The sequence below is a fragment of the Nonomuraea sp. B208 genome (assembly GCF_057536035.1).
The window spans coordinates 121057-135297 of record NZ_BAAJOU010000021.1; the positions used below are offsets into that span (position 1 = coordinate 121057).

13 protein-coding genes and 1 tRNA gene are annotated in these 14241 nt (G+C 72.3%); 7 read left to right on the forward strand and 7 right to left on the reverse strand.

The window, feature by feature from the left end; translation table 11 throughout:
* Positions 1-1582 precede the first annotated feature (1582 nt).
* The 4 genes from AC27IY_RS17325 to serS all read left to right on the forward strand — a co-directional run bounded on the left by AC27IY_RS17325 (position 1583) and on the right by serS (position 5554).
* Entirely contained in the window at positions 1583-2788 is a 1206-nt protein-coding gene (locus tag AC27IY_RS17325; RefSeq protein WP_487178520.1) for a glycosyltransferase 87 family protein, read from the forward strand.
* Positions 2789-2810: 22 nt separating this feature from the next.
* The gene (locus AC27IY_RS17330) at positions 2811-3230 is read left to right on the forward strand and encodes a DUF4446 family protein (RefSeq protein ID WP_344213868.1); all 420 of its coding nucleotides are present in this window, start codon (positions 2811-2813) and stop codon (positions 3228-3230) included.
* 70 nt (positions 3231-3300) lie between these two features.
* Positions 3301-4224 carry a prephenate dehydratase gene (gene pheA, locus AC27IY_RS17335; protein WP_344213866.1) on the forward strand — a complete coding sequence of 308 codons (924 nt, stop codon included), beginning with the start codon at positions 3301-3303 and terminating at the stop codon, positions 4222-4224.
* Between the two features lie 64 nt (positions 4225-4288).
* Entirely contained in the window at positions 4289-5554 is a 1266-nt protein-coding gene (gene serS / locus AC27IY_RS17340) for a serine--tRNA ligase (protein WP_423452129.1), read from the forward strand.
* A 19-nt stretch (positions 5555-5573) separates the two neighbouring features.
* On the opposite strand, the gene AC27IY_RS17345 is transcribed toward serS, so the two are convergent.
* Together AC27IY_RS17345 and AC27IY_RS17350 are read right to left on the reverse strand one after the other, a co-directional pair.
* Positions 5574-6893, reverse strand: a complete 1320-nt coding sequence (locus AC27IY_RS17345) for a hypothetical protein (RefSeq protein WP_487178521.1) — start codon at positions 6891-6893, stop codon at positions 5574-5576.
* Positions 6894-7059: 166 nt separating this feature from the next.
* Complete coding sequence (locus AC27IY_RS17350) at positions 7060-7263, reverse strand: cold-shock protein (protein ID WP_091081014.1); 204 nt, start codon at positions 7261-7263, stop codon at positions 7060-7062.
* Positions 7264-7512: 249 nt separating this feature from the next.
* On the opposite strand from AC27IY_RS17350, the gene AC27IY_RS17355 reads away from it, so the two are divergent.
* Complete coding sequence (locus tag AC27IY_RS17355) at positions 7513-8268, forward strand: Cof-type HAD-IIB family hydrolase (RefSeq protein ID WP_449949306.1); 756 nt, start codon at positions 7513-7515, stop codon at positions 8266-8268.
* 25 nt (positions 8269-8293) lie between these two features.
* Here AC27IY_RS17355 and AC27IY_RS17360 read toward each other — a convergent pair whose 3' ends face one another.
* Both AC27IY_RS17360 and AC27IY_RS17365 read right to left on the reverse strand, forming a co-directional pair.
* Positions 8294-8815, reverse strand: coding sequence for a bacterial proteasome activator family protein (locus tag AC27IY_RS17360; protein WP_344213857.1), 522 nt, complete (start codon positions 8813-8815; stop codon positions 8294-8296).
* A 5-nt stretch (positions 8816-8820) separates the two neighbouring features.
* Positions 8821-9777: an NAD(P)H-quinone oxidoreductase gene (locus AC27IY_RS17365; protein ID WP_449949309.1), complete on the reverse strand. Its 957-nt coding sequence runs from the start codon at positions 9775-9777 to the stop codon at positions 8821-8823.
* A gap of 114 nt (positions 9778-9891) precedes the next feature.
* Here AC27IY_RS17365 and AC27IY_RS17370 point away from each other — a divergent pair, with 114 nt between their 5' ends.
* Complete coding sequence (locus tag AC27IY_RS17370; protein WP_487178522.1) at positions 9892-12189, forward strand: MinD/ParA family ATP-binding protein; 2298 nt, start codon at positions 9892-9894, stop codon at positions 12187-12189.
* A gap of 1 nt (position 12190) precedes the next feature.
* On the opposite strand, the gene AC27IY_RS17375 is transcribed toward AC27IY_RS17370, so the two are convergent.
* Positions 12191-12277: transfer RNA gene (locus AC27IY_RS17375), tRNA-Ser, on the reverse strand.
* 51 nt (positions 12278-12328) lie between these two features.
* Between AC27IY_RS17375 and AC27IY_RS17380 the strand changes: the two genes are divergently transcribed.
* Positions 12329-12649, forward strand: a complete 321-nt coding sequence (locus AC27IY_RS17380) for an STAS domain-containing protein (RefSeq protein ID WP_371248814.1) — start codon at positions 12329-12331, stop codon at positions 12647-12649.
* Here AC27IY_RS17380 and AC27IY_RS17385 read toward each other — a convergent pair.
* Complete coding sequence (locus AC27IY_RS17385; protein ID WP_423478330.1) at positions 12599-13483, reverse strand: NUDIX hydrolase; 885 nt, start codon at positions 13481-13483, stop codon at positions 12599-12601. The genes AC27IY_RS17380 and AC27IY_RS17385 overlap by 51 nt on opposite strands.
* Before the next feature lie 12 nt (positions 13484-13495).
* Positions 13496-14230, reverse strand: a complete 735-nt coding sequence (locus tag AC27IY_RS17390; protein ID WP_449949318.1) for a M15 family metallopeptidase — start codon at positions 14228-14230, stop codon at positions 13496-13498.
* Between the last annotated feature and the right edge of the window lie 11 nt (positions 14231-14241).

Genomic DNA, 14241 nt, shown 5'->3' on the forward strand with positions numbered 1-14241 from the left:
TTGTCGGCGCTGCCACCGCCGCCGCCACTGCTGTTGTCGGCGCTGCTGCTGCTGTCGCCGCCGATGATGCTGTTGTCGGCGCTGCTGCTGCCGCCGCGGCTGTCGCCGGTGCCGGTGCCGGTGCCGGTGCCGGCGACGTCGGGCGTCGTGGTGCTGGGGCCCGGCTCACCCCCGGGCGGCGTGTCGGCGTCGCCCCCGGCCGTGGCTGGGGAGGTGGCGGCGTCGTTCCCGGGTGAGGCGGCGGTATCGCCTCCGGACGGGCCGGTGGTGTCGGCTCCGGGCGCGCTCGCGGCGCCTCCGGGCAGGCCGGTGGTGCCGGCTTGAGGCGGGGTCGCGGCGTCGCGTGCGGCTGGGGTGGTGGAGCGGCGGTGGCGTAGGGCGAGGGCGGCGCAGGCGTAGAAGAGCAGCTGGAGGGTGACCAGGACGGTGAAGAACGGGCCGCGGACGTTCCTGAGCACCTGGCTGGCGAGGTCGGCGTCGGCGAGGCCGGAGACCGTGTCCGCCGTGCCGCCTGACGCGGGAGCGCCCGCCTGCCAGGGCCGGCCGACCACTTCGCGCGGCTGTGGCAGGCCCAGGAGCCGGATGACGGTCGCGGTGAGGTCGGTGATGGTGACCAGGGCGTCCTGACGGGTGGAGGTGGCGGTGAGGTGGCCGCGCGGGTACGGCCCCCCCGCCGGGGACGGGCCGACGGCGACGGCGACGTGGAGGTGGGCGTTCGGGGTCACGTCGGAGAGGCCGGCGACCAGGATCATGGTGCCGGGCGGGAGCCGGTCGAGCAGGGCGGCGACCTGGCGGTCGGCCTCGGCGACGGCGGCCTGACGGGTGGCGGCGGGCATCCCCGCGGGGACGCCGTACTCGTCGAGGGGCTGGCGGGACCAGGCGTCGGCGAGGGGGGCGGCGTCGAAGACGATGAGGTTGTACGGGGCCGGGTCGCCCAGGGCGTCGGGGGTGGGGGCGTATTTGGCGATATTTCCGGACTTGTCGGCACCGGCGATGGCGGCGCCCGGCCCGACGGCGGCGACCTTGCCCCCGCCGTCCGTCACCAGCTGACCGAGCGTGCCGATCCGGGCGTCGTACCCGGTGTCGGACTGGTAAGCGGTCATGGCCTGCCAGCCGGGCACGGTGGCGCCGCCGTCGCCCCGCCCGGACGGCTGAGGGGCGGCGGGGCAGCCCTTGCCGTCGGTGCCGGCGCGCTGGCCCGCGGAGACGGTCAGCCAGCCGGCGACGGCGCAGGTGATGCCGCGGTCCGGCGGCGGCACGGCCCGGGTGGAGAGCGAGCCCGAGGAGCCCTGGCCCACGAGTTCCCAGAGGGCGGGGGTGCGGGCCGCGTCGAGGTCGCTCCACTGGAGGCCGGGCACGCCGATCAGCGCCACCCGGCCACCCGTCCGGCTCTGGGCGGCGGCCGGGGCGAGGGTCAGGAGGGCGAGGAGGGCGGCGAGGAGGACGACGGCGAGGCCGTGCACAAGGCGGGGGCGGGAGCCGGGCCGACCTCCTGGCAGGCCGGATGCGCTCTCGTACGCCATGGATGGAACCCCCAGTGATTGCCCCTCGTACAACAACAGCCACGGTAACGTGCCACACCGTGACAAGAGGCGAGGTGCGGGTGAACCGGCGGCAGTGGTGGGCGTGGGCGATCGTGGCGCTGGCCGTCGCGGCGGCCGTCGCGCCGCTCGTGCACACGTGGCTCACGAACCCTGACGACCAGCGCCTGGTCGACCTGGACGTCTACCGGACCGGCGGGCAGATGCTGCTCGAAGGGCGCCCGGTGTACGCGGCCTACACGCCCGCGCCGCAGTTGCTGCCGTTCACGTACCCGCCGGTGGCGGCCATGCTGGCGGTCGTGCTGGCCGTGATGTCGTGGGAGACGGCCCAGTGGGTGTGGACGGCCGGGATCTACGTGACGCTGGCCGTGACCGTCTGGTTCTCGTTCCGGCAGGTGCTGACGGGGGAGGCGGTCCGGCGGTACGCGCCGTGGGTGTTCGGGCTGCTCATGGTGGCCTGCGCGTACCTGATGCCGATCCGCGACCAGGTGCGTTTCGGGCAGGTGGACATCCTGCTGGTCGCCCTCTGCGTCGCCGACTGCCTGGCCAGGCGCCCCTGGTGGCCGCGCGGGTTCCTGATCGGGCTGGCGACGGCGGTCAAGCTGACGCCGGGGGTGTTCCTGATCTATCTCCTGGTCACCCGGCAGTGGCGGACGTTCTGGATGGCGGCGTTCGTGACGGCGGTGCTCACGCTGTTGCCGTTCGCCGTGATCCCGCAGGACGCGGCCGACTTCTGGTTCTCGGCGCTGCTCGACCCCGAGCGGCTCGGCGCGAACGCGGCCACCACGAACCAGTCGATGCGCGGCATGCTGATCCGCCTCTACATGAACGAGACGGTGGAGTCGGCGATCTGGCTGGTGCTGGTCGCCGTGGTCGGCTGGCTCGGCTTCCGGGGGGCGCGGGACGCGCACCGGGCGGGTGACCCGCTCGCCGCCGTGGCGCTGGTCGGCCTGATGGCCGTGCTGCTCTCGCCGGTCGCCTGGATCCACCACCTGGCCTGGATCGTCGTGGTGCTCGGGGCGATCGTGGGCGACGGGCGCGACCCCGTACGGCTGCGGGTGGCGGGCGGCGTGTGGCTGTACTACGTGGTGCCGGTCCCGTGGTGGGGGGTGGCGCTGATCGCGGCCGGCATCCCGGGGGTGAGCCTGGTGCTGGGGAAGATCGTCCAGAACGGGTTCGGGCTGGGGGCGCTGGTCCTGGTGTGGTTGCTGGTGTCGTGGTTGCCGAAACGGCGCGAGCTTGCTTGACTGAGCCGTTACCCTCGGTCACGTGCTCGTTACCGCATGGGTGATCGTGGGCGTCGTCGCCGGGGTCAGCGGCGTGCTGATCGGCCGGCTGTCGCTGCGGCAGGCCAGGGCCGCCGTGGAGGAGTGCCAGCGGATGCTGGCCAGGCAGAGCAGCGAGGGCATGGGCGATCTCAAGGCCATCAGGGACGTCGCGGTCTGCCGCTACGACGCGCTGTCGGAGATGCGCGGGCGGCTGTCGTTCTCGGTGGCGATGATCAACGGGCTGGGCGACGGGATCGTGCTGACCTCGATCAACGGGCAGAGCGAGACGCGCACGTACGTGCGGCCCGTGGTGGGCGGCAAGGGCGAGCAGCCGCTGTCGCCCGAGGAGGCGGAGGCGGTGCGGGCCGCCCGGCTGGGGCTCGGACCGCTGGTGCCGTGCCGCTCGGCGGGCCCGCTCTGACCTGACGGATCAAGGGCGGATCAGGGGCGAAACGGGCGCGGGCCTGGCGACCTGCGGTTACTCTGGACGCATGCCCAGACTCGCCTACCTCGGGCCCGAGGGTACGTTCACCGAAGAGGCCCTGAGCCTCCTCGACCCCACGGCCGAGCGGCTGCCCTGCGCCAACGTGAGCGCGGCGCTCAACGCGGCCCGCGCCGGGGAGGCCGACGGAGCCGTGGTCCCGCTGGAGAACTCCATCGAGGGCGCGATCACCACGACCCTCGACGAGTTCGCCTGGGGCGAGCCGCTGCTGATCACGGCCGAGCTGCTGCTGCCGGTGCGGTTCTCGCTGCTGGCCAGGCCCGGCACGGAGATCCCGCACATCAAGCGCCTCTACACGCACCCGGCGGCGATCACGCAGTGCCGGGGCTACATCGCGCGCGAGCTGCCGGACGCGGTCGTGGTGGCCGCGCCCTCGACGGCGGCCGCGGCGCAGGAGGTCTCGCTGCCCGGGTCCCCGTACGACGCCGCGATCGCCCCCCGCATCGCGGGCGAGTACTACGGGCTGACCGAGCTGGCCGGCGGCATCGGCGACCGGTCCGACACGGTGACCAGGTTCGTCAAGGTCAACCGCCCCGGCGGGCCGCTGCCCGCGCCGACCGGCTCCGACCGTACGACGCTGGTGGTCTTCCTGGCCGACGACCACCCGGGCGCGCTGCTGGAGATGCTGACCGAGTTCTCGGTGCGCGGCGTCAACCTCACGCGCATCGAGTCGCGGCCCACGGGCGACGGCATCGGGCGCTACTTCTTCCACTTCGACTTCGAGGGGCACATCGGCGACGCGCGGGTCGGCGAGGCCATCGCCGGGCTGCACCGCATCTGCGGCGAGGTGCGCTTCCTCGGCAGCTATCCGCGGGCCGACGGCATGGCGCCGCAGATCAAGCGGGGCACCTCGGACGAGGAGTTCGGCGAGGCGGGCGAGTGGCTGGCCCGCATCCGCGCCGGCCAGGTCTGACGGAGATCCTCGGCAGGCGGTAATCCGGGGGCGGGGCGGCGTCCGGCGCCGGTAGCCTTTCCTTGTGATTGACCTGCGTACCCTTCGTGAGGATCCCGACCGGCTACGGGCTTCGCAGCGTGCCCGCGGCGAGGACGACTCCGTCGTCGACACGCTGCTCGACCTGGACGAGCGCCGCCGCGCCGCGCTGACCTCGTTCGAGTCCCTGCGCGCCGAGCAGAAGAGCATGGGCAAGTCGGTCTCCAAGGCGCAGGGCGAGGAGAAGGCCGCGCTGCTGCAGCGCGCCAAGGACCTCGCGAGCCAGGTCAAGGCGGCCGAGTCGGAGGCGGAGAAGCTCGGCGCCGAGCTCGACGACCTGGTGCAGAGCGTGCCCAACATCGTCGAGGAGGGCGCGCCCGCCGGCGGCGAGGACGACTACGTGGTCCTGGAGACGGTGGGGCGGCCGCGCGAGTTCGACTTCGAGCCGAAGGACCACCTGGAGCTGGGCGAGAGGCTCGACGCCATCGACATGGAGCGGGGCGCCAAGGTGTCCGGCTCGCGGTTCTTCTTCCTCAAGGGCCTCGGCGCGCGGCTGCAGCTCGGGCTGCTCAACATGGCGATGCAGCAGGCGATCGAGGCCGGCTTCACGCCGATGATCACGCCGGTGCTCGTCAAGCCGGAGACCATGCAGGGCACCGGCTTCCACGTCGCGCACGACAAGGAGATCTACCGCCTGCCCGAGGACGACCTCTACCTCGTCGGCACGTCGGAGGTCTCGCTGGCCGGCTACCACGCCCAGGAGATCGTCGACGCGGACGCGCTGCCGCTGCGCTACGCGGGCTGGTCGTCGTGCTTCCGTCGCGAGGCCGGCTCCTACGGCAAGGACACCCGCGGCATAATCCGCGTCCACCAGTTCGACAAGGTGGAGATGTTCTCGTACGTGCGGCCGGAGGAGGCCCACGAGGAGCACCTGCGCCTGCTCGCCTGGGAGAAGGAGATGCTGGCCAAGATCGAGGTGCCCTACCGCGTGATCGACACGGCGGCGGGCGACCTCGGCATGTCGGCGGCGCGCAAGTTCGACTGCGAGGCGTGGATCCCGAGCCAGGGCCGCTACCGCGAGCTGACCTCGACCTCCAACTGCACGGAGTTCCAGGCGCGCAGGCTCGCCGCCCGCTTCCGCGACAAGGACGGCAAGCCGCGCCATCTGGCCACGCTCAACGGCACGCTCGCCACCACCCGGTGGATCGTGGCGATCCTGGAGAACCACCAGCAGGCCGACGGCTCGGTGGTGGTGCCCCAGGCGCTGCGCCCGTACGTGGGGCTCGACGTCCTCACGCCGGCCAAGCCGTAGCCGTCCGGCGCCCGCGGGCTCACAGGTCCGCGGGCGCCCTCGCGGCGTCCTTCCTGATCAGCAGCAGGTCCACGGCCAGCACCAGCGCGGTCAGCAGCGCGGCCACCGCGACCGCGGCCCAGTACGACCCGAAGGTCCCGTCGGCCCAGCCTTCGAAGGGCAGGTAGGCGGCCAGGTAGACGAACGGCGCGCTGAGGATGCCCACGGCTATGGGCGCCGGGCGCGCCCGCCCCACGATCAGCAGAACGGTGCCCACGATGAAGGCCGCCGGGACCGTGCCGACCGCGAGGACGGCGAGCAACTCCATGTAGTCGCCCAGGGCGGGCACGATCCTGGAGAACGCGACGCCCAGGAAGCTCAGGCAGGCTGTCGTCGTCACGGCCAGGTAAGCGCGGTGATAGCGGCGCAGCCCGGCTCCGGCGGCCCCGAAGAGCACGCAGCCGGCCAGGAAGGCCGCGCTGACCCCCTCAAGGTAGAGGTCCGGGGCCCGCTCCGGCTCGCCGGGGTGGCCGAGCCGCCGCCAGGAGCCGGTCTCGTCGCGGAGCAGGATGCCCTCGCTGCCGTTGGCGACCACCACCACGTGCCCGCCGCGCCAGCCCTGCACGGCGAGGCCGCCGGAGCGCGGGAGGTCGTCGTCGTCGTACTGCCGGGCGAGGCGGTCGCGGTCGTCGCGGGACGGTGACCATGACGGGCGCCAGGTGTCGCCGCCGTCGTCGGACTGCTCGACCCCCAGCCGGCCGGGGGTGACGCGGTAGCAGCGGGTGGCCTTGTAGGGCACGCACATGGCCGTCGTGGGCCGCTTGGGCGGCCGGTCGGACGCGCTCTCGTAGACCCAGGTGTCGCCTCTGTTCTCCGAGGTCCACGCGGCCGAGTCGTCGGTGTGGACGATGATGCGCCCGCCGCGTACCTCGACGGAGACGGCCTCGGACGTGGCCTGCGGGGAGGCGCCGCTGGCGGCGACCGCGAGCAGGGCCAGCGGCGCGGTCAGCAGGACGCGCAGGCGGGGCGAGGAGGGGGCGGCGAGGCTGCGGCGGCGTACCCACCAGGCGAGCGCGAGCGCCGGCAGGGCCAGGAGGTCCGTGGGATCGGCGAGGACGCGCGAAGGACCGGCCACGAGGGTCCAGACATGGGAGGCGGCCTCAGCGCCGGTCTCCGTCGTTTTCACGAGCGCGAAGAGCACTCCCGTGGCCAGCGTGGCGGCCAGGTCGGCCCGGCGCAGGAAGAGGAGTGCCAGCAGCGGGGGCGCCACGAGCAGGCCGGCCACGTCGCTGAGCTTGCCCGTCACGAACCCGGGCCAGGCCTGCTTGAGCAGGTGGTCGTTGACCAGGAGCACGATCACCCCGGCAACGGTCACGGGATGACACAACCACGCGTACCTCATGTAGAGATCGACGCCCGCCGGGGCCCGCGCGTTCAGCGGACGGCCCACCCGTGACCAACCCGACACATGCGAAAGCCGGGGTCCGCTGGACGCGAACCCCGGCTTCTACTTGCTAACTAACAGGTCAGATGGCGCGGACCTGGGAGGCCTGCGGCCCCTTCTGGCCCTGCGTGATCTCGAACTCGACCCGCTGGCCGTCTTCGAGGCTTCGGTAGCCACTGCCGACGATCTCGGAGAAGTGCACGAACACGTCCGGCGCACCGCCGTCCGGGGCGATGAAGCCGAAGCCCTTCTCAGCGTTGAACCACTTGACGGTTCCCTGAGCCATAAAAGCTCTCCCTCAGGATGTGAATCTATGGGACCCACACCTCGTGGGTCCCGGTGTGTCGTACAGCAAGCACCCGGGGTGGCTCAGACAATGTCATGCTGGTTTTCACTACGGGATCAGCTAATACAACGCCATCACATCTAACACCATTCTGGCGCGTCGGTGTTCCGTCCGATCGAAGATTTCTGTCAGGCGGCCTCACCGGGCAAACTGGAACCTGTTATGCACAGCGACCCGACACCCCGCCTTGTGGCCACCGACCTGGACGGAACCGCCCTTCGCCGGGACGGAACCGTGTCTCCCCGGACCGTCGCGGCCTTCGCCCGCGTCGAGGACTCCGGTGCCATGCTCGTGTTCGTGACCGGCCGGCCGCCCCGGTGGATGGGGGGTGTGGCGGGTGCGGTACGTCACCATGGGCTCGCGATCTGTGCGAATGGGGCCCTGATCTACGACTTGCATACCGAGCGGATAGTGGAATCCCACCTCATCGAGGCGGAGGTCCTTGAGGAAGTCGTCGCTCAGCTAAGAGCGAACGTGTCCGATCTCGTATTTTCGGTCGAGTATGAAGCCGGTTTTGCGCATGAGTCCGATTTCCTGGACCGCCGGGCGGTCGAGGCGCAGGCCGCATCCATGACCGCCCGCCCCTGCGCCAAGCTGCTGGCCCTGCACCCGCACATGGACGCGGACGAGCTGCACGCCATGGTGCACGACCTGGTCGGCCACCTGGTGACGGCCACCCACTCCAGCCGTCGAGGGCTCATCGAGATGAGCGCCCAGGGTGTGACCAAGGCCACGGCGCTGGCGGCGTTCGCCCAGGAGCACGGCATCGAGGCGGGCGAGGTCGTGGCGTTCGGCGACATGCCGAACGACCTGCCCATGCTGAGCTGGGCAGGCACGTCGTACGCCGTCGCGAACGCGCACCCCGACGTGCTGGCGGCGGTCGATCACGTGACCGCGGCCAACGACGAGGACGGCGTCGCGCAGGTGCTGGAGAAGCTGTTCTGACCCTCGGGCGGGGGCCCGGAAACGGCTACAGGTAGGGCCCGGAACCCCCGTGGGGACGCCCGGACTCGTCCATCGACTGCGGCACGCCGGGCAGCGCCCTGCGCATCTGCTCAAGCTGCGCACGGGCCGCCATCTGCTGCGCGAACAGCGTGGTCTGGATGCCGTGGAACAGCCCTTCGAGCCAGCCGACCAGCTGGGCGTGCGCGATGCGCAGCTCGGCCTCGCTCGGCGGGGCGCCGGTGTCGTCCGTGAACGGCAGCGACAACCGCTCAAGCTCCTCCACCAGCTCCGGCGCCAGACCGTCCTCCAGCTCCTTGATCGAGGAGGCGTGGATGTCCTTCAGCCGCTTGCGGCTGGCCTCGTCGAGAGGAGCCGCGCGCACCTCCTCCAGAAGCTGGCGGATCATGCTGCCGATGCGCATCACCTTCGCCGGCTGCTCGACCAGCTGGGTGACCGAACGGTCCTCTTCGCTGCTATCGCCCTGACCTCCCTGGAAGTCGGGGCCCACCACCACGATGTGAGGGGTGTTGTTGTCCTCAGCGTTCATAACACTCACCGTACTAGCAGGATCTTGCCGACGTGCTCCCCGGAATCCAACATACGGTGCGCTTCGGCAGCATCGGACATGGGGACTTCCGCGTACACGACCGGGCGCACCGCACCCCCCGTGACCAGGGGCCACACGTTCTCGACGACGCTGCGGACGATCGCGCCCTTCTCGTCCACCGGCCGGGCGCGGAGCGTGGTGCCGTGCACGGAGGCGCGCTTGGCCATGAGGGCGCCGAGGTTGATCTCGGCCTTGCTGCCGCCCTGGAGCGCGATGATGACCAGCCGGCCGCCGGTGCGCAGGACCTTGAGGTTCCCCGCGAGGTATTTCGCCCCCATGATGTCGAGGATGACGTCGGCCTCGACCCTCTCGGCGAAGTCCTCCTCGCGGTAGTTGACGACCTCGTCCGCGCCGAGCCTGCGCACCCGCTCGGCCTTCTCCGCGCTGCCGACGGTGGCGACCACGTGGGAGCCGAGCGCCTTGGCGAGCTGGACGGCGAACGTGCCGATGCCGCTGGCCCCGCCGTGCACCAGCAGCGTCTCGCCCCTGCGCAGCCGGGCCAGCATGAAGACGTTGGACCAGACCGTGCAGGCGACCTCCGGCAGCCCGGCGGCCTCCTTGAGCGGGACGCCCTCGGGCGCCGGCATGACCTGCTGCCACGGCACCGCTACGCGCTCGGCGTAACCGCCGCCGCCGAGCAGCGCGCACACCTCGTCGCCTGGCTTGAACTGCTCGACGTCCGCGCCGACCTCGGCGACCACGCCCGAGACCTCCAGCCCCGGGTACGGCGGCGCCCCCGGCGGCGGGTCGTAGTTGCCGCCCCGCTGCAGGACGTCGGCACGATTGAGCGCCGAGGCGGTGACGTCGATGAGCACGTCCCCCCGCCCGACCTCGGGGTCGGGCACCTCGCGCCACTCCAGCACCTCCGGCCCGCCGGGCCGGGTGATCTCAATGGCTCGCATGCGATCCACGGTAGCCGGGCAAAGAAGTTGTGGGTTGGTGGGCTGGACCGGTTGCCAGCGCGTTAACCTGCAAGGTATTTGCTGCCCCTTTAGACCCACCCGAGGGGGAACACGGTGGCAAGACACGATCGAGAGGAATCTCTCGAGGAACAGCTGGCCTGGCTTGACGCGATCAAGGAGAGCGACGAGACCCCGGTCACCGTCGGCGCCTCGGCCGCGGCTGCCGACGAGCCGGTCTCGCCGTACCCCAAGGACCCGTGGTCGCTGGTCCCCGCGCAGCCCGACACCCCGGCGCCGACGCTGTTCCGCGCGGCCGCCGACTCCGTCGCGGCCGCCGAGCCCGCCGCCGACGCCGATGCCGGATGGCTCGGGGACGCGGCCACCACGGACATCACCCGCGAGGCCCTGCGGGAGATCAACCGTGACCAGCCGCCCGCGCCCGCCGTGGACGACCCGTTCCACGCGCCGCTCAAGCCGCTGCCGCGGTCCGAGGACACCGAGGCGTACGGGCTGACGTTCACGCCGTCCGCCGAGCCGGCCCAGCCGCCCGCGGCGGACAGGCCCGAGGAAGGACGCCAGGACGAGCCCGAGGACCGGCGGGCGGACGAGACCTGGCCGCCGGCCGACTGGTCGCGGCCGTCGGAGCCGGGCGGATGGCGGCGAGGGGCGTTCGAGGAGCCCGCGCGGGCCGAGGAGCCCGCGCAGGAGGAGCAGCCGGAGCCCTGGGCCGCCACCCAGCCCAGGAACGAGCCCCCGAAGTGGGGCCAGCCCGACTCAGGACCTCAACCGGAGCCTCACGCCGCGTTCGGCGCCGAGCTCAGCGGCGCCGATACCGGCGCCGGCTCCCGCATCGACTCCCGCATCGACTTCCGCATCGACTTCCATGGCGACTCCCGCGCCGGCTCACGTTCCGAGTCCCGTGGCGACTCCCGCCCCGGCTCGCCGGCGGGGTCCCCCGGCGAGGCCGCGGTCTCGCCGTCCCCCGGCGACCGGCCCGCGGGTCCCGTCGCAGGACTCCCCAAGGACAAGCCCACCTCGCAGGCGGACACGCCCGACGCCGCCGAGCATCGCACGGAGCGGCCCCACGAGCCCGCGACCTACGAGCAGGAGCTGCCCCTCCCCGAGCCGGCCCGCCTCGACCCGGCCCGTTCCGAGTTGGCCCGCCCCGAGTCGGCCCGCCCCGACCCGGCCCGTCCCGAGCCGGCTCGCCCCGACCCGCTCAAGCCCGGCCCGTTCGGCCCCGAGCCGTCCCGCTCAGAGCCCTCCAGCGCGGAGCCGCCCGGCGGCGAGCGCCCGGCGAGCGAGCCCACCGGGGCCGAGCCGCAGGGGAGCGCCCCGCTCCAGCGGCAGGACCGCCCCCAGTGGACCGAGCAGCAGGAGTGGCGTCCGGCCGAACGCGACATCCCGCCCGTCGTCCGCCGCCGCCCGGCTCCCGTCCCCGTGTTCACCTCCCCGCCCCGCCCGCCGGTCACCGGCCGCCCGACCGCCGACAGCCTCGACCCCGAGACCCTGCTCCGCGGCCGGCGCAACGCCCCGTCCAAGGGCTGGCGCCGCCTGGTCTACAAGGCGTCCGGAGGCTGGATCAAGCCGGGCGAGCCGCCGGAGGTCCGCCGCCGCCGCGAGCTGATGAACCGCGCCCGCACCCCGGTCACCACCGGCCACCACCGGGTGGCCGTGCTGAGCCTGAAGGGCGGCGTGGGCAAGACCACGACCACCGTCGGCCTCGGCGCCACGCTGGCCCAGGTGCGCGGCGACCGCGTCATCGCCGTGGACGCCAACCCCGACCGGGGCACGCTGTCCGACAAGCTGGTGCTGGAGACCTCGGCCACCGTGCGCGACCTGCTCAACGAGCGCGACCAGGTCAAGCGCTACGTCGACATCAGGGCGTTCACCTCGCAGGCGCCGTCCCGGCTGGAGGTGCTGGCCTCGGACCGCGACCCGTCGGTGTCGGAGGCGTTCAGCGGGGCCGACTACCAGGCCGTCTCGCAGGTGCTGGAGAACTTCTACTCGATCTGCATCACCGACTGCGGCACCGGCCTGCTCCACTCGGCGATGGGCGGCGTGCTCGGGCTGGCCGACCAGATCGTGCTGGTCAGCTCCCCGTCGGTGGACGGCGCGCGGGCGGCCTCGGCCACGCTCGACTGGCTGGAGGCCCACCACTACGGCGATCTGGTGAAGAACGCGACGGTGGTGCTGTGCAGTGTCAGGCCGCGGTCGAAGTCGGCGGTGGACATCCAGAAGCTGGAGGCCCACTTCGCGGCCCGGTGCCGGGCCGTGGTGCGGGTGCCGTACGACCCGCATCTGGAGGAGGGCGCGGAGATCGACCTCGACCGGCTCCAGGACAGCACGCGCGAGGCCTACCTCAAGCTCGCCGCGCACGTGGGCGACGGTTTCGCCGCCCTGAGGGAGTGAGCGGAGGGTGTGGGATTCGAACCCACGAGGCCATCGCTGACCTGGCCGCTTTCAAGGCGGCTGCACTCGTCCACTATGCGAACCCTCCTGTGCGGAAACCACGATAGCGGCTGTGATGAGGCCGGTGTACGTTCAGGAGGTGGCGGATCTCGACGTCGAGGTGGAGCGCGGCGGCCCCCACGCGCGCGTCCACGTGATCGGCGAGCTCGACAAGCTCACCGCGCCGTTGTTGAAGGAGAGCCTGACCGCGCTCTTCGCCGAGGGCAGGGTGGACGTCGTCGTCGACGCGAGCCTGCTCGACTTCTGCGATTCGAGCGGCCTGTGGGCGCTGGTGGAGCATCAGCGCCGGGTCGCGGCCCACGCCGGCTCGCTGACCCTGGTGGGCGTGCACGGCGTCCTGGAGCGGGTGTTAGAGGTGACCGGGCTCAAGGCCGTCTTCGACGGCGTGGTGCCGGCCTAGCTGCGACAGCAGCCATTTCGGGCCCACGCTCTCGGCGCCCAGCTCGCCCACCCGCTGCCGCAGCCCCCGGTCGGCGGTGACGACGAGCACCCGTTCCCAGGGCCTGGCCTGGCGTACGACCTCGACGATCGTGTCGTCGCCGCTGCCCGTGGCGGGCACCACCTGCACACCGGGCGGGCCGGGCACGTCCTTGGCCGCCCCTTCGACGATCGCGACCACCCTCGGGAACCACTGCGCCAGCACCGGATGCCGCAGTCCGAGCCCGGCGACGTCCTCCAGCAGCCGCGCGGCGGCCCCGGCCCGGTCGCGCCACCAGCCGTGCTCGGCCCGCGCGCCGACGATGTTGGCGACGTCGAGGACGACCGTCTCCGGCTGGATCACCCCTTGGATGGCGCCCCAGGTGGCGGCGAAGCCCGGATGCAGCTCGCGCGCGGCGATCTCGGGTAGGGCGACCCAGCGCAGCTCGGTGCTCTCCTGATTGGCGGGGGCGGCGGCCAGCAGCTCGGCCGTCTCGGCGATCACCGTCTCGAACGCCCACCCGCCGTGGTCGTCGAGGTAGACGCCCTGCACCCGGAGCTCGTCGGCGCCGAGCGCGGCCTCCTCGCGGGCCTCGCGCAGCGCCGAGGCGACGGCGTCCTCGTGGCTGTCGCGGGCGCCGCCCGGCAGCCCCCAGGTGCCGCCGTGGTGGCTCCACCAGACCCGTTTCTGCATGAGGACGTACGGCGTGCCGGCGGGGTCGTGGTGCACGAGGAGGAGCCCCGAGGCTCCGTGCAGCCCCCAGTGCCGGTGGCCCTGGGCACACTCGATCCAGCCGTCGCCGTCCTTAGCCGCCATGGCGTGATTGTGTCAGCCTCCGCCCTTGGAGAAGTGCTGGAGGTCCTTGGTGCCGGACCAGTAGCCGCCCCACTCCCAGCCGACCTGCGCGAACGCCTTCACGACCTTGTCGCCGGGATTGATCACACCTTTGCCCTTCATCGGGCGCTCGGTGAACTTTTCGGCATTTTTGTGCGCCGTGCTGCCACTTGCGGTGACATATGGGTTTTCGCGGGGATTGACGTCGATCGCCTTGCCGTAGGCGTGGTTCGACCAGTTGCTGGACCCGGTCGCCCGCCGGCAGTTGAAGGCCGAGGTGTTGTCGGCCTCGATCGAGGCGTAGTCGTCGGCCTTGAAGGCGTCCACGAGCTTCATCTGCCTGATGGGCCAGCGCCATCCGTACAGCTTCCTGAAGACCGTCACGATGTCGTCGGTGACGCTCTTGTGCACCACGAGCTCGCCGGTGTGCGGCTTGTTGTCGAACCCCCAGTACGACAGCGTCACCAGCCGCAGATCCCGGTAGTGGACCGGACAGCCGGGCCGCCACGAGTAGGGCAGGCGGTCGCGCGCGACGGCGGTCACCTTCGCCGAGAAAGCGGGCGGCGCGGTGGAACTCGGCGTCGCCGTGGGCGAGGCCGTGGGCGACGCCGGGGCCGACGGCGAGCTCGCGGGCGGCTCCGGCGAGGGAGCGGACGATGCGACGGGCGGCGTCGCGCCGCACGACACGGTCGTGAGGGCCACGAACGCCATGGCGACAGCACGCTTCATCTAGCCACCAT